Annotated in this window: 19 protein-coding genes; 12 read left to right on the top strand and 7 right to left on the bottom strand. The window is 58.0% G+C overall.

Annotation, left to right across the window (positions count from 1 at the left end):
- Positions 1-88: 88 nt before the first annotated feature.
- From HY010_00350 to HY010_00335, 4 genes are all read right to left on the bottom strand, one after another.
- A complete protein-coding gene (locus HY010_00350) occupies positions 89-874 on the bottom strand; it encodes a TonB family protein (GenBank protein ID MBI3474156.1) in 786 nt (261 codons plus the stop codon).
- Positions 858-1,286, bottom strand: a complete 429-nt coding sequence (locus tag HY010_00345) for a biopolymer transporter ExbD (GenBank protein MBI3474155.1) — start codon at positions 1,284-1,286, stop codon at positions 858-860. Before HY010_00345 ends, HY010_00350 begins: the two co-directional genes overlap by 17 nt.
- The gene (locus HY010_00340) at positions 1,286-1,990 is read right to left on the bottom strand and encodes a MotA/TolQ/ExbB proton channel family protein (protein ID MBI3474154.1); all 705 of its coding nucleotides are present in this window, start codon (positions 1,988-1,990) and stop codon (positions 1,286-1,288) included. The genes HY010_00345 and HY010_00340 overlap by 1 nt, the downstream gene beginning before the upstream one ends.
- Positions 1,991-2,209: 219 nt before the next feature.
- The gene (locus tag HY010_00335; GenBank protein ID MBI3474153.1) at positions 2,210-3,166 is read right to left on the bottom strand and encodes a choice-of-anchor D domain-containing protein; all 957 of its coding nucleotides are present in this window, start codon (positions 3,164-3,166) and stop codon (positions 2,210-2,212) included.
- Positions 3,167-3,295: 129 nt separating this feature from the next.
- On the opposite strand from HY010_00335, the gene recN reads away from it, so the two are divergent.
- The 12 genes from recN (at position 3,296) to HY010_00275 (ending at position 16,982) form a co-directional block, all read left to right on the top strand.
- Positions 3,296-4,996, top strand: a complete 1,701-nt coding sequence (gene recN, locus HY010_00330) for a DNA repair protein RecN (GenBank protein ID MBI3474152.1) — start codon at positions 3,296-3,298, stop codon at positions 4,994-4,996.
- 287 nt (positions 4,997-5,283) lie between these two features.
- Positions 5,284-6,264, top strand: coding sequence for a 4-hydroxy-3-methylbut-2-enyl diphosphate reductase (locus tag HY010_00325; protein MBI3474151.1), 981 nt, complete (start codon positions 5,284-5,286; stop codon positions 6,262-6,264).
- Positions 6,264-8,225, top strand: a complete 1,962-nt coding sequence (shc, locus tag HY010_00320; protein ID MBI3474150.1) for a squalene--hopene cyclase — start codon at positions 6,264-6,266, stop codon at positions 8,223-8,225. The genes HY010_00325 and shc overlap by 1 nt, the downstream gene beginning before the upstream one ends.
- Positions 8,226-8,350: 125 nt before the next feature.
- Positions 8,351-9,337 carry an NAD-dependent epimerase/dehydratase family protein gene (locus HY010_00315; GenBank protein ID MBI3474149.1) on the top strand — a complete coding sequence of 329 codons (987 nt, stop codon included), beginning with the start codon at positions 8,351-8,353 and terminating at the stop codon, positions 9,335-9,337.
- Positions 9,330-10,004: a hypothetical protein gene (locus tag HY010_00310; protein MBI3474148.1), complete on the top strand. Its 675-nt coding sequence runs from the start codon at positions 9,330-9,332 to the stop codon at positions 10,002-10,004. The genes HY010_00315 and HY010_00310 overlap by 8 nt, the downstream gene beginning before the upstream one ends.
- Before the next feature lie 29 nt (positions 10,005-10,033).
- Positions 10,034-10,546 carry a hypothetical protein gene (locus HY010_00305; protein ID MBI3474147.1) on the top strand — a complete coding sequence of 171 codons (513 nt, stop codon included), beginning with the start codon at positions 10,034-10,036 and terminating at the stop codon, positions 10,544-10,546.
- A 6-nt stretch (positions 10,547-10,552) separates the two neighbouring features.
- Positions 10,553-11,680, top strand: a complete 1,128-nt coding sequence (locus tag HY010_00300; GenBank protein MBI3474146.1) for an alcohol dehydrogenase catalytic domain-containing protein — start codon at positions 10,553-10,555, stop codon at positions 11,678-11,680.
- An 8-nt stretch (positions 11,681-11,688) separates the two neighbouring features.
- On the top strand, positions 11,689-12,726 hold the full coding sequence (locus HY010_00295; protein ID MBI3474145.1) for a zinc-binding dehydrogenase: 1,038 nt from the start codon (positions 11,689-11,691) through the stop codon (positions 12,724-12,726).
- 106 nt (positions 12,727-12,832) lie between these two features.
- Positions 12,833-13,768, top strand: a complete 936-nt coding sequence (hpnC, locus tag HY010_00290) for a squalene synthase HpnC (protein ID MBI3474144.1) — start codon at positions 12,833-12,835, stop codon at positions 13,766-13,768.
- Positions 13,765-14,700, top strand: a complete 936-nt coding sequence (locus HY010_00285; protein ID MBI3474143.1) for a phytoene/squalene synthase family protein — start codon at positions 13,765-13,767, stop codon at positions 14,698-14,700. The genes hpnC and HY010_00285 overlap by 4 nt, the downstream gene beginning before the upstream one ends.
- On the top strand, positions 14,700-16,109 hold the full coding sequence (locus HY010_00280) for an FAD-dependent oxidoreductase (GenBank protein ID MBI3474142.1): 1,410 nt from the start codon (positions 14,700-14,702) through the stop codon (positions 16,107-16,109). Before HY010_00285 ends, HY010_00280 begins: the two co-directional genes overlap by 1 nt.
- Before the next feature lie 309 nt (positions 16,110-16,418).
- Positions 16,419-16,982, top strand: a complete 564-nt coding sequence (locus HY010_00275) for a PilZ domain-containing protein (protein MBI3474141.1) — start codon at positions 16,419-16,421, stop codon at positions 16,980-16,982.
- Here HY010_00275 and HY010_00270 read toward each other — a convergent pair.
- Genes HY010_00270 through hpnJ form a run of 3 tightly spaced genes read right to left on the bottom strand, consistent with a single transcriptional unit; the run spans position 16,979 to position 19,277 of the window.
- Positions 16,979-17,326, bottom strand: coding sequence for a hypothetical protein (locus HY010_00270; GenBank protein MBI3474140.1), 348 nt, complete (start codon positions 17,324-17,326; stop codon positions 16,979-16,981). The two genes, HY010_00275 and HY010_00270, sit on opposite strands and share 4 nt — an antisense overlap.
- 29 nt (positions 17,327-17,355) lie before the next feature.
- A complete protein-coding gene (locus tag HY010_00265; protein MBI3474139.1) occupies positions 17,356-17,784 on the bottom strand; it encodes an EamA family transporter in 429 nt (142 codons plus the stop codon).
- A gap of 20 nt (positions 17,785-17,804) precedes the next feature.
- Positions 17,805-19,277 carry a hopanoid biosynthesis associated radical SAM protein HpnJ gene (gene hpnJ / locus HY010_00260; protein MBI3474138.1) on the bottom strand — a complete coding sequence of 491 codons (1,473 nt, stop codon included), beginning with the start codon at positions 19,275-19,277 and terminating at the stop codon, positions 17,805-17,807.
- Positions 19,278-19,433 lie beyond the last annotated feature (156 nt).

Genomic DNA, 19,433 nt, shown 5'->3' with positions numbered 1-19,433 from the left:
GTGGGCTGCATTCTTGCTCCGCTTCGCGGCGAGTAGCTGATGCAAAGAGCGATTCTTGAGCTAGAAGCCAGGAGCTAGAAGCTAATCGCTATCTCTTGTAATCAAACCAGAACTCTACCGAAACTTTATTTCCCGAATACTCGGGCGGCAACGGTCCGAAAGTATCAATGCGTTGAATCGCCCGGACGGCCGATTGGTCAACGACCGGCACACCGCTGGACTGCTCAATACTCACATTCCCGGGCGTGCCGTCTCGCGCGATGTCGAAGGTCAGATAGAAGCGCTTCGCTTCGGTGATGCTGGGATCGATCTCATACTTCAGCCAGTTCTCCGATACTTTGCGCTGCACCGCCTGCACATACCACGAGAACCGGTTGCCGAAATCTCCGCTACCTCCGGTAAAGCCGAATGCACCCTTCGCTCCACCAGCGTTGAACATGCTGTACGGCCCGCTCACTGGGCCGCCTTCACCGTAGGGAATCTGATTCGAATCCTCAGGCTCCGGTTCGGGTTTCTTCTTTGCGGCGCTGGTGACCGGTTTCGGCTTGATCTTGGTGTTCTTGTCCGGGATCGCAACCGCTTCCGGTGGAGTCTGCTCCTGCGCCTTTGGTTCCGACTTCGACAGACCCTTGGATTCCGTTGCCAGCACATTTGTTGTTTGTACTTCGCTCGCGGGCAAGGGAACGGAACTGACGAGTGTCGCGCCCATCGCATCTCCACCGCCGCCCGCTCCCCAGCCTTCGCCGCGGAATCCGTGGACGAACGTGGTGTAGAGAACAATGAACGTGACGAACGCGAGATGCAGTCCCGCCGACCAGGCCATGGGCCGCGTCAGTTGGCTGCGTTCGCTATAGATGTCAGTGCTTGCCGCCATGGGAGTCGATGGGTTGCGTCACAATACTTACATTGCCGATACCGGCAGATTTCACCGCGTCCATCACGGTCGCGAAGGCACCAAAAGGCACGGCTTCGTCCGATCGCAGATAAATCGCCTGATGCTGCGGATCGCGCACTCTCTTCTTCAGCGCAGCTGCGATCTGGTTGATGTTGATGGGATCGTTGCCGAAATAAACGCGCTGCGATTTATCGATGCTGATCACGAGGCGTTCTTCCGTGATCTCTTTCACTGTTCGCGTATGCGGAACCGCGACTTCAATGCCCGACTGCAGCACCGGCGCAGTCACCATGAAGATAATCAACAGGACGAGTACGACATCGACCAGCGGGGTGATGTTGATATCCGCGAGCGCGGTCTGCGTTCGTCCGTTGGCATTGGTAAACGCCATTAGCGACGCGCCTCCGCGGGTTGCGGCGTCTGGCGCTCGACCAGGTTCAGCATCTCCAGCGAGAAGTCGTCGTTGCGTGCCGCCAGCTCGCGAATTGATCCGATGAGCAGGTTGTACGCAATCACCGCCGGAATCGCAGCTGCGAGACCTGCGGCGGTCGTGATCAACGCTTCAGAAATTCCCGGAGCCACTGCGCGCAACGTAGCCGCACCAGCTGTACCCAGGCCGTGAAAAGCGTCAATGATTCCCCAGACTGTTCCAAACAGCCCAATGAACGGAGTCACCGCACCCGTAATTGCGAGCCACGGGAGATTTCGTTCCAGCCGCGTGATTCCTTCCGACGAGGCAATCTGCATCGAGCGCTGAATCGCGGGAAGATTATGAATCGCGCCGGTGGTTCCCATCTGGCGCTTGAACTCCACGACCGCGCCTTCGAAGACATCAACCAGCGGACTCGGGCGAAACTGGTCCACGACCGAAGCGACATCTTGCATGCGCTGCGCTTTTCGAAACGAACGCACGAAGCGCCCACCCTGCATGCGCGCACGGCTGATCAGGCGCCACTTGGAAAGGATCACTGCCCAGGAAAGCACGCTGAAGGCAATCAACATCAGGAGAACGACTTTAGCGACCGCGCCAGTCTGCAGAACGAGATCGACGATTTCGCCGCCGGCAAAAAATGCAAGGACAGGAGAAAAATGCATGAGGTTGGAGAGTCCTTCCGTCGATTATAGAACAGCGTTGACAAGCAGATGAGCGGGGTACCGCATCGGTCAATGCTGGGATGGTCGTCGGGCGGGCGTCGTTCGTCGTTAATCGCTAGCTGAAAGTCTTCGATGCATCACAGTTAGCAAAGGACATAGAGAGGAGTGCCAATGACCAGCAGCGAACGACGAAGGACGAACGACCCACGACGATCTTCCCTACGGACTAGGAATAGAAACTTTCACTTCATTGGACGGCGCGCTTTCCACATCGTCCGAAGCGACGGCCTTGACCACGTAATAGTAGGTCGCGCCACCCTTCACAGTGCTGTCCGTATAGTCGAGCGAAGAGTCCAGCACGCCGTTGATTTGCGAGTACGGGCCGCCCTTGGTGCCGCCTCGATACACGTTGTATCCGATCACCGGATCATTGCTCGCGTTCCATGTCAGGTCCGCGCTATGGGACCCTCCCGTAATGCCGCTCCCCGTGACCGAAACCGTGACAGGTGAATTGTCAGCGTTGCTGGCAATGGTCAACGTTCCCGATGATGTGCCCCCGATGCTGGGCTTGAACTTGACCGTCACCGGCACGTTCTGCCCGACCGCAACGGTGAGCGGCAGGTTGAGCCCGGGCAAAGTGAACTCCGAATTATCCGACTGGATCGCAGACACCGTTACGGTTGCACCCGTGGCACTCAGCGTCAGCGAAAGCGAAGCACTCGAACCCACGTTGACATTGCCGAAGTCGAGGCTGGTCGGGGTCACCGACAAATGAGCCTGGCTCTGCGTAAACCCCACGCCCGACAGATCGATCAAGAGCTTTGCGTTCGTACCGTTTGTGGAGAGCGTGATCGTACCGGTACTCTTCCCCACTACCTTGGGCTTGAATGTTGCGGGAAGACTGATCGACCTTCCCGCGCCCAGATTCATTGGCACCGGGAACTTTCCCAGACTAAAGCCCTTGCCTTTGATCGATATCGCGATGATTTTCAACGAACGCTTGCCGACATTACTTAGTTGGATGGAACGCTGGCTTGAATTGCCGATCTGAACTTTTCCGAAGTGGTTACTGCATGGCTTGCATTCGAGTTTCTGCGCACTGGCTGAGACCAGTGGTAACGCCGACAAAAACAATAACAATGCCACTCGGGGGAAGAATTGCATGGCCGGATTCATGATCCGGAATGCCCGCTCCGAAGGCAAACTCAGAAGGGCAGTTTTCCGCCATCCTGTACCCGTTGATGTACGGGCGTGGATCCCCTGTGTGTGCTATGCTGCGCCTGATTTCGGACTTTCGATAATTCTGTGCTCAGCGAACTGCGACTCGAAAATTACGCGGTGATCGACAACGCAGTCGTCGAGTTCGCCGCCGGTTTGAACCTCCTGACCGGCGAAACCGGTGCCGGCAAGTCCATCCTGATCGACGCGCTCGGTTTGCTCCTGGGCGACAAGGCTTCGTCCGAAGTGATCCGCACCGGCGCAGACCGTGCGGTTGTTTCTGCCGTTTTCGAGAGTGAAGGTGCGGCCCTGGCCGCGATCGAGGAGATCCTCGAAAGTAACGGTCTGGATGCCGAAGACGCCTCGCTCATCCTGCGCCGCGAGATTGCTTCCGGAGGCAAGGGCCGCGTCTTCATCAACAATCAGCCCGCCACCGTGTCGGTCCTGAAGCAGATCGCGCCCCACCTGGCGATTATCCACGCCCAGAACGAATCGATTGCTCATTCCGACGCGGCCGCGCGGCAGTCCTTGCTGGACGCCTACGCCAACGTCGAGCCCCACGCGGTAGCAGCTCCGTTTGCTAACTGGAAGCAGATCCGCAGCCGCATCGCCGACCTGGAACGCGACGAGCAGGATCGAATGCGCCTGCTGGATTTGTGGACCTTCCAATCCCGCGAGATCGACGAGGCCCGCCTGCAGCCCGGCGAAGATGAACGCCTCGAAACCGAAAAGCGGGTCCTGGCCAACTCCGAAAAGATCTACGGCGCTGCCATCAATGCGTTCGACCTGCTCTATGAAGGGAATGCCTCCACGTCGTCGAGCCTGCGCGCCGCGCAGAAACAGGTAGAAGAACTGGCCCGCTACGAACCGAAATTTCAGGAAGCATTCGCAGCCTTGGAATCCGCACGCATCTCCGTGGAAGACGTCGGCGCAACCCTGCGTGACTATGCGGGTGGCATTCAGGCATCTCCTGAGCGCTTGGCCGAACTCGAAGATCGCCTGGCGCAAATCGATCGCCTCAAACGCAAGTACGGACCAACTTTGGAAGAGGTCATTGCATTCGGGGAAGACGTCCGCCGCAAACTGGACGAGATGGAAAACAAAGATGAAGTCCTACGCGAACTGCGCGCTAAACAAGCAGTAGCGGCAGAGGAGTATCGAAAGGCGGCTCGTGCCGTGTCCCGCAAACGCGCCGAGGCCGGCCGCAAATTGGAAAAGTTGGTCGAAGCCGAGATCAACGACCTCGCCATGCGCGCAAGCTTTCGAATCGCCGTCGAGGAGCAGGACAGCGAGGACCACTGGACGCCGTCCGGCATTAACCAGGTGGAATACCGCATTGCCACCAACACCGGCGAGCCCATGCGGCCGATGGAAGAAATCGCATCAGGCGGAGAATTATCTCGCGTTATGCTGGCGCTGAAAGCGAGTGTAGAGGCGGGAGCCAATCCGGCAGGGAAGAAGAAGTCCGCAGCCGCTCAACGCACCTTGGTCTTCGACGAAATCGATACCGGCATCGGCGGCCGTGCCGCGGAAGCCGTCGGCAAGAAACTGAAAGCGTTGTCCAAGGGCAATCAGGTCCTCTGCGTTACCCATTTACCGCAAATCGCCACTTTCGCTGACCAGCACTATCTGATCGAAAAACGTGAAACCTCCGGCCGAACCAAGACCTCAGTCCGCCTGATCACGGGCGAACAGCGCACCGAAGAAGTGGCGCGGATGCTCTCCGGCGCCAAGCTCACGGAAACGTCACGGAAACATGCCGAGCAAATGATCAAGGCCAACGGGTGAGACTTTCGGGGCTCATCCCGCCTCAAAATCAGATCCCACGGACCCAACTCTTGCCTTAGCTAGCCCACATTTGCTAGACCGAAGACCTGGTTCTTGTCAGCAACGAAGTAGTCTTCGATCACTATGGAGTCCGCCGCCTCTGGTAGGCCAGTACCGTTCGCTACTCCCAGTCCCCATTCGCTGCTAATCCCCGCCCTATCAAAGGCTTACATTGACTGGGAGTGCCGTTTTCGATACCCTAGAAACAATCGTCACAAGGAAACGTGTAACCTGATATCAGTGGGGGAATTGCATTGGCCGAAAGTAAGACTTTATTGCTGTTGAAGCCGCGTGGATTTTGCGCAGGAGTCGTCCGCGCAATCGACATCGTCCGGATCGCTCTGGAAGCTTTTGGTCCGCCCATCTATGTCCGCAAGGAGATCGTCCACAACCGGTTTGTCGTGGAAGAACTCCAGCAGAAGGGCGCCATTTTTGTGGACAGTGTCAGCCAGGTCCCTGAAGGCGAGCGCGTCATCTACAGCGCGCACGGAGTTTCCCCGGAAGTGCGGCAGAAGAGCAAGCTCCGCAAGCTGCGCGTGATTGATGCAACTTGTCCCTTGGTCACAAAGGTGCACGTGGAAGCGGTCAAGTTCGCGCGCGAGGGATATTCGCTTATCCTCATCGGCCATCGCGATCACGACGAAGTGATCGGAACACTCGGCGAGGCGCCTACGGTGACACAAGTCGTCGGGTCGCCCAGCGAAGTGGACTCCGTCACTGTGCCGGATCCCAACCGCGTCGCCTATCTCACTCAGACCACGCTCAGCCTCGACGAGACTCGCGACATCATCGCTGCCCTCCGCAAGAAATTCCCCAACATCAAAGGGCCGGCAGCGCAGGACATCTGCTACGCCACCGAAAATCGCCAGGTCGCAGTAAAGCATGTTGCCTCTGACGCCGACTTGTTGCTCGTCGTTGGCTCCGACAACAGTTCGAATTCCAAGCGCCTGGTGGAAGTGGCGCGCGCTTTGCGCACGGACGCGCATCTAATCGACAATGACCGCGATATCCGTCCGGAGTGGTTGACTGGCGTGAAGACAGTTGCGTTGACAGCCGGAGCTTCGGCTCCGGAACATTTGGTGGAGCAAGTCGTAACTTTCCTGGGAACCCAGGGTTTTAACAATATTCAGGAGTTGGAGATCATGCCGGAGAATGTCCGCTTTGGACTGCCGCCGGAAATCGTGGAAGCCATTGCTGCGGCGCCCGCGAGCGTCGCTGTGGAGTCCTAATGGACGATTACTCCCCCTCGAGTCCGGCCTCTGCGCCGCAGATGCGATTCGGCAAGATCGACGACCTGATGAGCCGGGTCGCAGTTGGAATCGACGGCGCGCGCAAATTCCTTTTTTCTCAACAGCACGAAGAAGGCTACTGGTGCGGCGAGTTGGAAGCTGACACCACCCTTGAATCCGACTACATCCTGCTTCACACCCTCTTCGGTACGGGAAATCAGCAGCGCTTCGATAAGGCCGCTCGCCACATCCTCAATCATCAGAATGCCGACGGCGGCTGGGGTATTTATGCGGGAGGCCCGTCGAACATCTCTGCCTCCGTCAAGGCCTACTTCGGACTGAAACTCGCCGGCTTCAAGGCGGATCATCCCGCTCTCGCAAGCGCGCGCAAGAGAATCCTGGAAATGGGTGGAGTGACCGAGGTCAACACCTTCACCAAAATCTACCTCTGCTTCTTCGGGCAGTACGACTACGATGCGGTTCCCGCGATCCCGCCCGAGATCGTGCTCTTTCCGAACTGGTTCTGGTTCAATATTTACGAAATTTCTTCGTGGTCGCGCGCCATCCTGGTGCCGCTTTCGATCTGCTATGCGAAGAAGCCGTTCAAGAAGATCCCCGATGACATGGGCGTCGAAGAATTATTTGTCGGCGGTCGCGACAAGTCTCGGATGCATCTCCGGTGGGACAAGAAACGCTTCTCCTGGCGGAACTTCTTTCTCGTGCTCGATCGTCTTACCCATTGGGCCGAACGAGTGCACATTCGTCCGCTGCGAACGATTGCCCTCCGCAAGGCGGAAAAGTGGATGGTCGAACATTTCGAGAAGAGCGACGGTCTGGGCGCGATTTATCCCTCGATCATGAATTCGATCATCGCGCTGCGTTGTCTCGGTTATTCGGTCGACGACCCCCAAGTCATTCGCGCATCCGACGAATTTGAAAAACTTGGCATTGAAGAAGAAGACACGTTCCGCATGCAGCCCTGCATGTCCCCGGTGTGGGACACGGCGTATGCCCTGTTCGCGCTCGGCGAAGCGGGCGTGCCGACGACCGATCCACGAATGGTGAAATGCGCCGACTGGATCCTGCAGAAACAGGTGCGCACCGTCGGCGACTGGAAGATCAAGAATCCGCAGGGTCAGCCCGGCGGATGGTATTTCGAATTTAACAACGAGTTCTATCCCGATGTGGATGACACCGCGATGGTGTGCCTCGGCCTGAGCCGCGTCGAGCATCCCAATGGACGCTATCAGCTCGAGTCCGTGCAGCGCGCCATTGACTGGATGCTCTCCATGCAATGCAAGAATGGCGGATGGGCGTCGTTCGACAAAGACAACGACCGCATGGTGTTCCAATACGTGCCGTTCGCGGATCATAACGCCATGCTGGATCCGGCGACCGTCGACATCACCGGACGCATGCTCGAGTGTCTCGCAACTTACGGGTACGACAAGAATCATCCTGCGGTGATGAAGGCGCTGAAGTTTATTCGTGCCGAGCAGGAACCCGATGGCAGTTGGTTCGGACGCTGGGGCGTCAACTACATCTACGGTACCGCGCTGGTCTTGCGCGGACTCGAAGCGATGGCCATCGACAATCACGAACCGATGGTCCAGCAGGCCGCCGAGTGGTTGCGCATGGTGCAGAATTCCGACGGCGGCTGGGGCGAATCCGTGGGATCGTATGACGATCCAAGCCTGCGAGGTACGGGAGAGAGCACTGCTTCCCAAACAGCATGGGCGATCATGGGTCTTCTGTCCGCAGGCGATACGCGCAGCGATTCGGTCGCGCGCGGTGTTGCGTATCTGCTGCGTACCCAAAAGGTGGACGGTTCGTGGGATGAACCTCTTTACACCGGAACGGGATTCCCTCGGGTGTTCTATCTGGCGTATCACCTGTATCGCCAGTACTTCCCGCTGATCGCCTTGACCACCTATGCCAAGGTGATGAAGAGCAGCAGCTAGGAGTACCTCTCAGTTCCCGGTTCTCAGTGCATGACGCTTACGTACATGACCGGTGAAGAGATCCGCAAAGGTGACTACGAGAGGTTTGAGACTGAGAACCGGGAACTGAGAACTGAGAACTGATTTTGCTTGCTTTCGTCACTGGCGCTACAGGCTTTCTAGGCAGTCACGTCGCTCGCGTCCTGCAAAAGCAGGGAGCGAGTTTGCGACTGCTGGTTCGGCCTTCGAGCGATCTGCGCAACGTCGCGGACTTGAACGCCGAGCGAGTGGTCGGTGATCTCAGGGACATCGCGACCTTTGAAAAAGCTCTCGCCGGCTGCGACGCGCTCTTTCATGTTGCTGCGGACTACCGGCTCTGGGTGAAGGATCCAGAGCAGATGTACCGCTCGAATGTAGAAGGAACGCGTGGCCTGATCGAAGCCGCCCGGAAGCAAAGCGTGCGGCGTATCGTTTACACGTCGAGCGTCGCAACCATGGGATTCAGTTCCAACGGCACGGTGGCGAGTGAAGACAGTCCAGTATCTCTGGCTGAAATGATTGGACCTTATAAGCGTTCCAAGTTTATGGCGGAACAAGTGGCGTTCGAAGCGGCGCGGGCTGGAGTCGATGTCGTGGTCGTCAATCCCACGACGCCGATTGGTGAACGCGACCTTAAGCCGACTCCGACCGGACGAATTGTTGTCGACTTCCTTAAGAAAAAGTTTCCGGCTTACGTGGATACCGGCTTGAATATGGTCGATGCCACCGAGTGCGCTCGCGGTCACATCCAGGCGTTGGAAAAGGGAAGAGCGGGAGAGCGCTACATCCTGGGTGGCGAGAACCTAACCTTGAAACAGATTCTTGATCGACTCGCCGCGATCACAGGACTACCATCGCCCAAGGTGAAGTTACCGTATTTTTTTGCGCTCGCTGCGGGAGTCGTCGACGAGACCGTGACTGGACGCATACTCGGCAAGGAGCCGCGGGCGACCATCGACGCGGTTCGCATGGGGCGCAAGAAGATGTTCATCACCTCGGCGAAGGCCGAGCGCGAATTAGGCTGGCGTTCGTCGCCAGTGGATGGAGCGTTACAACGCTCAGTGGAATGGTTTCGTAACAACGGATATGCCTAGAATCGCGATCGTCGCTGCGCTTGAACGGGAAGTAGCGCCGCTGATCCGAAAGTGGCAGGTCCGGACGATCGAACATGGTGGCAGGCAGTACCGGCTCTTTGAAAATGGAAATGCAGCTTTGATCTGCGGTGGAATCGGCGCGGATGCAGCTCGCCGCGCTACCGAGGCCATCATTCAAGAGTTTCGTCCCACGCAGATTGTGTCGACGGGCTTTGTCGGCGGACTGGATCCGGCGCTAACGGTGAGTGACATTTTCGAGCCGCGCACGGTGGTGAACGCATCCGACGGCGTCCGAACGGATACCGGATCGGGCCAAGGCATATTGGTGAGTTACAGTGCGGTCGCTGGACGCGAGCAAAAAGAAAAGTTGCGCACAGCGTACTCCGCGGCGGCAGTAGACATGGAAGCGGCAGCGGTAGCGCAGGGCGCGGAACGTCGCGGCGTTCGATTTGGCGCGCTGAAAGTCGTATCCGACGAGGCGGGTTTCAACATGCCGCCCCTGGAAAAGTTTATGAAATTGGACGGCACCTTTTCCGTGAGGCCGTTCGTGATGTACGTAGCAGTGCGGCCTTCACTATGGTGGCCAGTGATCGCTCTCGGTAGAAACAGCGCCCGAGCAAGTCGATCATTGTGCGTAGCACTCGATCAGTATCTGAGTCGGGTTTGAAATGAAGGAAATGCTTTAAAAGGAGGAATGTGCTTCGTTGGATACTCGTTGTCCTCTTGACTGCCTCATCCGTGGCCGCCGCTGAAGACTCGGTGAAGACCGTTTACTCTGAAGCGTTCAAAAAAGGCCCCACCAAGATTACAGAACTGACGTTAGATGTCACCCTCACTGCTGAAAAGCCTAAGCAGGAGTTCAAAATTCTGGACTCGTTTGGCCGGCCTCGTTACATCCTGCGTTTTATTCCCGACATCCCGGTTGGCGACACCAAGATTCTGGGATGGTTCGTTCGGCTGGCGGATGCGCATCATAGGATATATGACAGTGTCCTGCCGGCATCTCCCGACGTTTCCCGCGACTCGCAACAGCTCTGGTGGATTGATGCCAAGCCTTATGCGAAGACTGTTCTGCAGTCCCGACGCGTGTTCAAGGTCGAACAGTTCTATTGCGTTGTCCAGGTGAAAGATGTCAAACGGTTGATCCCCGACCGGCCTTATGTGAATCAAATGGATATAGCCGTGAACTTCACCAACACGAAGCCATAAATCAGAATGTCCGAAACTCTCACCAAATCGCCGGAAGTTGCCGAGACGCACACGATACCGTCAACCATGAAAGCCGCGGTCTATCGCGGCGTCAATGACGTACGGCTCGAAGAAATTCCCGTGCCTGAGATTGGACACGGCGAAATCCTCGTCCGCGTGCACACGTGCGGTATCTGCGGCACCGACCTGAAGAAGATTGCCACCGGCTCGCACTCCTCTCCCCGCATTTTCGGACATGAAACCTCAGGAGTAGTTGCGCGCATCGGCGAGGGTGTTCGGAAGTTCCGCGTCGGTGACCGCGTGATGGTGTTCCATCACATTCCCTGTCGTACATGCTTCTATTGCCGTGCGAAAACTTTTGCCCAGTGCGAGATGTACAAAAACGTGGGCTGCACGGCTGGATTCGAACCCTCGGGGGGCGGTTTCGCCGAATATGTGCGAGTGATGGACTGGATTGTCGAACAGGGTACTGTGGCTATACCGGACGGTGTCAGTTTCGAGCAGGCGTCGTTTGTGGAGCCCGTTAACACCTGCATGAAGGGAATCGAGACCCTCCGGCTGGAGGCTGGCGAGACCGTCTTGGTCATCGGACAAGGCCCGATCGGGCTCATCCTGGCGGTCCTGGCCAAACGGGCAGGCGCTCGGGTGATAACTTCCGATTTGTATCCGGCGAGGCTTACAATATCTACAAGACTCGGGTTGGACCAGACAATTGACGCGTCGCAAGCGGATGTCGTTCGTACGATCCGCGAGCTGACCGAGGGCCGGGGCGCGGACGCCGTGATTCTGGCGGTCGCGGGAAGTGCCCTGATAAGGCCTGCCATGGACGCAACCCGTCCAGGCGGTCGTGTTTTGTTGTTTGCGCAGACTGTGCGCGGCGAGGCGACCATCGATCCCGCGGCAGTTTGTGTGGATGAAAAGACGTTGCTGGGTTCCTACAGCGCGTCCGTGGAGTTACAGGAGCAGTCAATACAATTTGTGATGAATCGAGAAATGGACCTGGAACAACTGATTAGCCACCGCTTCCCGCTGGATGAAAGTGTGGAAGCGCTCCATCGGGCTGCCCACCCGCAACCGGATTCGATGAAAATCGTGATCCAACCGGGCAGCGCGTGGAAAGGACGTTCATTGTGACTGGCAAAATGACGGCGGCCGTCCTCTACGGCAAAGAAGACATCAAGATCGAACGAGTACCCATCCCGCGCGTGGGCGACGGCGAAGTACTTGTGAAAGTTCAGGTCGCACTCACCTGCGGCACCGATCTTAAGGTCTATCAGCGCGGCTATCACGCGCGCATGATCGTGCCTCCAGCTCTGTTTGGACACGAACTCGCCGGAACCATCGAAGATCTCGGCCCGGGAGTGCGCGGCTTCAAGAAGGGCATGCGCGTCGTCGCCCTCAACTCCGCTCCCTGCGGTCTCTGTTTCTATTGCTCCAAGCATCAGGGCAATCTCTGCGAAGACCTGCTCTTCAATAACGGCGCATACGCTGAGTACATCCGCATTCCTCGCCGGATCGTTGAAACCAACATGCTCGTCGTTCCCGCCAAGGTCAGCTTCGAAGATGCGGCCATGACCGAACCGCTGGCCTGCGTGTTGCGCGGCCTGCATGAGACGGGCGTAGAAATTGGCGACACTGTCACCGTCATTGGCGGCGGCCCGATCGGGCTCATGTTTGTGCAAGTCGCCAAGGCGATTGGCTGCAACGTGATCTCCGTAGTCAAACGCGATTCGCAGGTGTCTCTCGCTCGCCGCAAAGGCGCACAGGAAGTGGTTCAGCTTGGAACGAACGTGGATCCCATCGAAGCAGTCCGAAACCTGACTGCAGAGAAGCGAGGTTCCGATGTCGTGATCGAAGCAGTCGGGCGTCCCGAAGCCTGGGAATGGGCCGTGCAGATGGTGCGCAAGGGCGGTACCGTCAACTTCTTCGGAGGCTGCGCTGCGGGAACCAAAGTACAACTCGACACCAACCGCTTGCACTATTCCGAGATCACTCTGAAAGCCACGTTCCATCACACTCCGGAAACCGTTCGCCGGGCATTTGGATTGATCGTCGAGAGGAAAGTCCGCGGCACCGACTACATCACGGGTGAAGCCCCGCTTTCCCGTCTGCATGACGTGCTTCGTCACATGCTGAATCGCAACGGCGATATCAAGACCGCGATCATTCCCGGACACTAGGAAGCCGTCCATCGTCCATCGCTGTTCGCTAGATCGCAATTCGCTACGAACGACGAAGGACGAGTCGCAGTAAATGATCGCTGCACTACACTCGAAGTGTTTGCCAATGACCAGCACCGCCCATCTCGCGACCGGTCCCGCTTCTACAGCCTGGAGCACGCTTCCGCCCGAATACGCGATCCCGGGAGTTGCCCCGTCGCTCACGGAATCGCGCGAGTATTGCCGCCGCCTCGCGAGGTCGCACTACGAAAATTTTTCGGTCGCCAGTTGGTTCCTGCCAGCACGCCTGCGTCAGGATTTCTTCAATGTGTATGCCTATTGCCGGATCTCGGATGACCTCGGCGATGAGACAGGCGACACCGCCGCCTCCCTCCAACTTCTGGACGAATGGGAAGCCGAACTGAACGCCTGCTACGAGGGCCATCCGCACCATCCGGTATTCGTCGCGCTCTCTGAAACGGTCCGGAAGTTCGAGATTCCGAAGCACGAGTTTGCCGACCTCCTGACTGCCTTTCGCCAGGACCAGACCGTAACCCGCTACGCAACGTTTCAGGACTTGCTCGGCTATTGCCGCAACTCCGCGAATCCGGTCGGACATCTGGTTCTCTACCTCGGTGGATATCGCGATCCCGAGCGCCAGCAGTTATCCGATTACACCTGCACGGCACTGCAGCTCGCGAACTTCTGGCAGGATGTTAGCGTCGACTACCTGAAGAATCGGATCTACCTTCCGCTCGAGGATCTGCGACGCTTTGGCGTGCGCGAGGAAGAGATCCGCGATGGCCACAACAGCTCCACCTTCCGCGAGATGATGCGCTTCGAAGTTGGGCGCGCGCGGGAGTGGTTTGCCCAGGGCCTGCCGCTGCCGTCGAAGATCAGTCGTGACCTCGCGCTCGACATCGAACTCTTCAGTCGCGGTGGATTGGAAATCCTGAACGCCATTGAAAGGCAGGACTACGCAGTGTTAGGCCGCCGTCCTGCCATCTCCAAGACTCGCAAGGTGGCCCTCGTTTTGCGCGCCGCGCTGGGGAAGGTATTATGAGCACCGCCGTGGGGAATGCGCCCGTGCAATTCGCGCCAACTGCGTCGCAGCTCGACGTTGCTTATTCGGTATGTCGGCATATTGCCCGCTCGGCGGCCAAGAATTTCTACTACGGTTTTGCCGTCCTGCCTCGCCCCAAGCGCAATTCGCTGAGCGCAGTCTATGTCTTCATGCGGCGCTGCGATGACATCACAGACGACAACACGCTCAGCTTCAACGAGCGTCGAAACAAACTCGCAGAGTGGCTGGATTCAGTCCATCGCGCTCTCGCGGGCTATCCGACCGACGATGCTTTGCTCCTTGCACTAGCCGACACCCAGCGCCGCTACCAGATTCCGATCGGCCTGCTCGATCAACTCGCCTACGGCACGGCCGTAGACGTCGAACAGGAACCACTACCCGATGGGCAGGGCGCCGTCCTCGCTCCCCGCTACCGAACCTTCGAAGAATTGCGTCAGTACTGCTATGGCGTTGCGTCCGTCGTGGGATTAGTCTGCATCCGGATCTTCGGCTATCGCGATCCGGCCGCGGAGAAACTCGCCGAGCAATGCGGCCTCGCTTTTCAGCTCACCAACATTATTCGCGACGTGAAAGAAGATGCCGGCATGGGCCGCCTGTACTTTCCAGAGGAAGACCTCGCGGAATTTGGCCTGTCTGCCGCCGACTTCACAACTCCCGACACTGCCCGCATTCGCCCTTTGCTCGCGAAGGAAGCTGATCGCGCGCGTGAAGGCTATCGGGCCGGTGAAGAGTTGATCCCCATGGTGAACGAGGACAGCCAGCCCGCGCTCTGGGTGCTCATCACGATCTACCGGCGGCTGCTCGAAAAGATTGCGCTGCGCCAATACGACGTCTTCTCCGAACGCATTGCCTTGAAAACGCGTGAAAAGCTCACCATCCTCGGCAAAGGATACGTGAAGCGCCTGCTGTGATGACTTCCTCTCCGAATCAGGGTTCGACCGTTGCCATTGCAGGCGGAGGTCTGGCTGGACTGGCCGCTGGATGCGCTCTTTCGGCTGCCGGCTTTCGCGTGACGTTGTTCGAGCGCCGTCCCTACTTGGGCGGCCGCGCTTCTTCCTATCAGCACCCCGGGACAAGCGAAGTAGTCGACAACTGCCAGCACGTTCTGCTTGGATGCTGCACCAATCTGATCGACCTCTATCGCCGCACCGGAGTCGAAGACAAAATTCGCTGGTATGACAACCTGACTTTCCTCGAGCCGGGCGGTCGCGCCTCTGTGATTCGGCCTTCCGCTCTGCCCGCGCCGCTTCATGCTGGACTGTCTTTTCTGCGCGCCGATTGTCTGAACCTGGCCGACAAGTTCGCTATCGGACGCGCCATGGCCGCGCTTGCTCCTGCTACGCCCGCCGACCGCGGCGAAACATTTCTCTCCTGGCTCAAGCGCCATGGGCAAACCGAACAGGCGATCGAGCGTTTCTGGAAGACAATCCTGATCAGCGCCCTCAATGAAGACCTCGATCAGGTTTCCGTTCCGTATGCCGCACAAGTCATTCGCGAATCGTTCCTGAAGTCCGCTGCCGCCGGACGCATGGGTGTCCCGGTTGTGCCGCTCACCGAGTTGTATAGCGCTGCGGGCGACGTGATCCGATCCCGTGGCGGAGACGTGCAGTTCCGGGCCGGAGTGGAATCGTTCCGGGCGCAACCTTCCGACGTGACCGTCGTCGTCAACGGACAAGAACAGAAATTTGATTATCTGGTGCTGGCCGTTTCGTTCGATGTGTTGGCCAAGATGTTGCCGGACTCTCCGGTTGCCGCTCCGCTGGCTGAGCTACTGAGCCACTTCACGACCTCGCCCATAACCGGAATTCATCTCTGGTTCGACCGCCAGATCAGCGACCTTGATCACGCGGTGTTGCTCGATCGAACGATCCAGTGGATGTTTCACAAGTCTCGCCTGATTGAAGCCCGGGAAAGTCAGAACGCCAATGGCAGCTATGTCGAACTCGTGGTCAGCAATTCCCGAAGCCTGATCGAGAAGTCGCGCGGAGAGATTGTCGATCTGGCGGTCCGTGAATTGGGAGAATTCTTTCCTGCAGCTCGTGACGCCAAGTTGCTGAAGTCCACAGTGATCAAGGAAGTGCACGCAACCTATTCGCCTCGCCCCGGTGTCGACCAATATCGGCCGGCTCCGCAAACCGCATGGCCGAGAGTATTTCTGGCTGGCGATTTTGTCGCGACCGGATGGCCTGCCACCATGGAAGGAGCCGTTCGCAGCGGGTACCTGGCCGCCGAATCCGTAGCCCGCGTTTCCGGCTCCCAGGACGCGAAGTTTCTTGTTCCGAACCTTGCTGGAACCGGCTTTATGCGCTCCGCCAAATAAGCCCGCGAGGGCCTTTCATAGCAAACCTTGTGGTAGAGACGCGGCTTGCCGCGTCTGCTCCAAGCCCATCCGTCCGAGGCGAACCCCGACCGTAGCGCCGGCGCCCCGCCGGCTGTCGTGGGGGCGCCCCGCCCGCACATACGAGAGCCGGGCGCTACACAATCCACCTGGGGAAGATCGGCACATTCCATACTTTTCTTCAGTTACTTCAGTGAGCTCACACCGGTCACTGCTAGGCCATTTGAAAAAAACGCGTTCCAGCATACGATCTTCTTCACCACAATGCCGTCATCAAATCCAATGTCGCAGATGGCCGATCGGCGCCAGAACCCCCGCGTCCGCTGCGGAGGCTCGGCGAAGATTGTCAGCTTGCCGTCCGAGGGAATGGCGGTTCCGGGAAGGGTGCTGGATCTGAGCCTGGGTGGCTGCGGCATCGAAACTGTATTTCCGGTACCGAGCGGGACGCGTGCCGAAATTCTCTTGCGTGTGAATGCCGCTTCACTTCGCGTGATCGGGGAAGTGCAAGCCCCTCGCGGTCCGCGCGGGGTCGGTGTCGAGTTTCTCTTACTCAGTTCGTACGGAAAAGATATGCTGGCGGATCTAATTCGCGAGCTGGCACGACAACAAGCTGTCGCTGCGATTGCGCACACCGCTCGCCATCAGCCTGAACTCAAAGCCATTCGAACTCGGCCGCTACTCCTCGCGGAAAGTCACTTCACGGCAGGAGGCCTGGTGACGTTGGTGGAGGCGGGAACGAAGCTTCCGTTGATCGAGCAACCGGCGAATCAGCATCGGACGATCGACGCGGTTGAAACCGGGGCAACCCAGGATTCCCGAATCCTGCGCGTGGAAGAACTCGACCTGTTTATTTAGATCGCCAGTAGCGCAACACCGCATGCCACCAGCACAGCCGCCAGCAAGCGCCGGCCTCCCACATGCTCATGCAGGAAGATTTTCGCCGCAAATGCATTCGCTACGAACGTGAGCGACGCGGATGCGGGCACGACCAGGCTGAGATCTCCCCAGGACAGCGCAAACAGCAAGCTGTAAAACGCTCCTGCCATCGCGATCAATCCCAGAAAGAATGTCGGAGTGGACAACACCCGGCCGATCACTTTCAACACTCCGTGGCGCTTCCATAGTTCCCCGACATCGCCAACTTGCTTCATGGCGCGGGCGACCAGCACGTCCCCGGCGGTCGCCGCGATCACAATCATGGCGATGGCTGCCCACGTGTAGGATGCGTTCACGATTGCGCCTCCTGCGAGGCAATGTCGGCGGCAACTTTCTCATGCTTATGAGTTGTAACGGACGGCCCAGCCGCCACAAAGCCGACGCCCGCCGTAATCAGCGCAATGCCCAGCCAGCGCGCCGGCGAGATCGTTTCATGGAATGCAAATTTGCCCACCAGCGCTACGAGAACATACCCGAGCGATGTTGCAGGGAGTACGTAGGTGAGATCCGCCCAGGAGAGAGCCGACGTGTAGGAAGCGAAAAATGCCAGCAGCAGCAGGATCCCGCAAGCCACCCACGGATTCAGAATGGCCAGGATGAGGCTCGAAGGATGATGCAGCGAAATGCCGCCGATGTCTTTCATCCCGCGTGCCAAGAGGGAATCGCCAGCCGAACTGAAAGCTGCGACTCCTGCGAGGACGAGGTATTTTCGAAAAGTCACTGCCGGTCGCGACTCCGGACCTAAGCCTTCGCCGGTTCAACCGCCGGAGACTCTTCCTTGTGATTCTCTTTCGCCCATTTGTTGCGCTGTGAACGCAACTTCATGAACGACTTCGCTTCTTTGTACAGGCGCTTGCGCTCCGAATTACTGAAGATCGCTTTGCGCAGAATGCGGTACGCCGCCTTCGGACGGAAATAGTATTCGTCGTAAAACTTGTGGACCATTTCCATCACTTCGGCGCCCGGCAGTCCCGGATATTCCACCTGCACCATCTGGTGTCCGGCATCGTCGACCATCTTGCTTTCCTGCGTAAGGAAGCCATTCTTCATCGCGTATTCGTGCAGTTCGGTTCCGGGATAAGCATGCGCCACCGAAACCTGAATCGTCTCCACGTCCAGTTCTTTTGCGAAATTGATGGTCGTGCGGATCGTCTCGCGCGTTTCGCCGGGCAATCCAAGAATGAAATCGCCGTGGATGACCAGGCCGAGTTTGTGGCAGTCCTTGGTGAACTGGCGGGCGCGCTCGACAGTTGCGCCCTTCTTGATGTTCTTCAGGATCTGCGGATCACCTGACTCGAATCCAACGATCAGCAGGCGGCATCCCGCGTCCTTCATTGCCTTCAGAGTTTCGTAGTCCGTGGTCACCCGCGATGTGCAGGACCACGTCAAGCCCAGCGGTTTCAGCTTCGCGCACAGTTCAATCGTGCGTGCCTTCTGAATGTTGAAAGTATCGTCGTCGAAGAAGAATTCTTTTACGTAAGGCCAGTATTCCTTCGCCTTGGCCATTTCGCGCGCCACGTCATCGGTCGAACGCTTGCGCCACGGATGTCCCATAAGCGTCTGCGGCCACAAGCAGAACGTGCATTGCGCCGGGCATCCACGCGTCGTATACAGTGCGACAAACGGATTCAGCAGGAACGGCACGTTGTAGCGGCGCACATCCAGATCGCGCTTGTAAACGTCGGTGACGTGCGGGAGTGCGTCCAGATTTTCGATCTGCGGACGGTCGGGATTGTGCACGACGCTGCCGTTCTTGCGGTATGACAAGCCAAGAATCTCTTCCATCGGCTTGCCATTCGCGTATTCGACGATCGTGTGATCGAATTCCTTGCGGCAAACGACATCGACGACCTTGTGCTCCTGCAACACCTTTTCGGGCAGGACGCTGACGTGCGGTCCCACGAACGCTACCTTGATGTGCGGGTTCGCGTCTTTGATCGCTTCCGATAGCCGGATATCGCCGGGGAATCCCGGAGTGCTCGTGAACAGCACCAGCAACTCATAGTCACGGCAGATGCGAATCGTCTCTTCCGCAGTCACGTGGTGTGGCGGAGCGTCCAGCAGGCGCGCCCCTTCGAGCATGCCGGTGGGATAGGCGAGCCATACCGGATACCAGTAGGACTCGATTTCTCGTGTGGCCGGCCAGCGCGATCCTGCGCCTCCATCAAAGTTTTCAAACGACGGCGGATTCAGAAACAGTGTCTTTAGGGGCATATGGGCTAATCTTGATTCTAACATTCCAAAAGGTGGATTCCGCCCGCCTATGGCTACCAATCAGGTACGCGTCGGGCCGGTGGCTGGGAACGAGAAGTCCCGGCAACCCTTTCCATAATCATGCCTTAGCGGCTTGCAATCTCCAATTGGCACTCG

This window comes from Acidobacteriota bacterium, assembly GCA_016196065.1.
Taxonomy (GTDB): Bacteria; Acidobacteriota; Terriglobia; order Terriglobales; family Acidobacteriaceae; genus Acidiflorens.
Note: the sequence above shows the minus strand (reverse complement) of the source record. Positions and strands in the feature narration are given on the sequence as shown.

What these genes read in the sequence shown, in the direction of transcription:
- HY010_00350 (MBI3474156.1), bottom strand. Translation starts at nt 874, where the DNA reads ATGGCGGCAAGCACTGACATCTATAGCGAACGCAGCCAACTGACGCGG.
- HY010_00345 (MBI3474155.1), bottom strand. Translation starts at nt 1,286, where the DNA reads ATGGCGTTTACCAATGCCAACGGACGAACGCAGACCGCGCTCGCGGAT.
- HY010_00340 (MBI3474154.1), bottom strand. Translation starts at nt 1,990, where the DNA reads ATGCATTTTTCTCCTGTCCTTGCATTTTTTGCCGGCGGCGAAATCGTC.
- HY010_00335 (MBI3474153.1), bottom strand. Translation starts at nt 3,166, where the DNA reads ATGAATCCGGCCATGCAATTCTTCCCCCGAGTGGCATTGTTATTGTTT.
- shc (MBI3474150.1), top strand. Translation starts at nt 6,264, where the DNA reads ATGGACGATTACTCCCCCTCGAGTCCGGCCTCTGCGCCGCAGATGCGA.
- HY010_00310 (MBI3474148.1), top strand. Translation starts at nt 9,330, where the DNA reads ATGCCTAGAATCGCGATCGTCGCTGCGCTTGAACGGGAAGTAGCGCCG.
- HY010_00300 (MBI3474146.1), top strand. Translation starts at nt 10,553, where the DNA reads ATGTCCGAAACTCTCACCAAATCGCCGGAAGTTGCCGAGACGCACACG.
- HY010_00295 (MBI3474145.1), top strand. Translation starts at nt 11,689, where the DNA reads ATGACGGCGGCCGTCCTCTACGGCAAAGAAGACATCAAGATCGAACGA.
- hpnC (MBI3474144.1), top strand. Translation starts at nt 12,833, where the DNA reads ATGACCAGCACCGCCCATCTCGCGACCGGTCCCGCTTCTACAGCCTGG.
- HY010_00285 (MBI3474143.1), top strand. Translation starts at nt 13,765, where the DNA reads ATGAGCACCGCCGTGGGGAATGCGCCCGTGCAATTCGCGCCAACTGCG.
- HY010_00280 (MBI3474142.1), top strand. Translation starts at nt 14,700, where the DNA reads ATGACTTCCTCTCCGAATCAGGGTTCGACCGTTGCCATTGCAGGCGGA.
- HY010_00275 (MBI3474141.1), top strand. Translation starts at nt 16,419, where the DNA reads ATGGCCGATCGGCGCCAGAACCCCCGCGTCCGCTGCGGAGGCTCGGCG.
- HY010_00270 (MBI3474140.1), bottom strand. Translation starts at nt 17,326, where the DNA reads ATGATTGTGATCGCGGCGACCGCCGGGGACGTGCTGGTCGCCCGCGCC.
- hpnJ (MBI3474138.1), bottom strand. Translation starts at nt 19,277, where the DNA reads ATGCCCCTAAAGACACTGTTTCTGAATCCGCCGTCGTTTGAAAACTTT.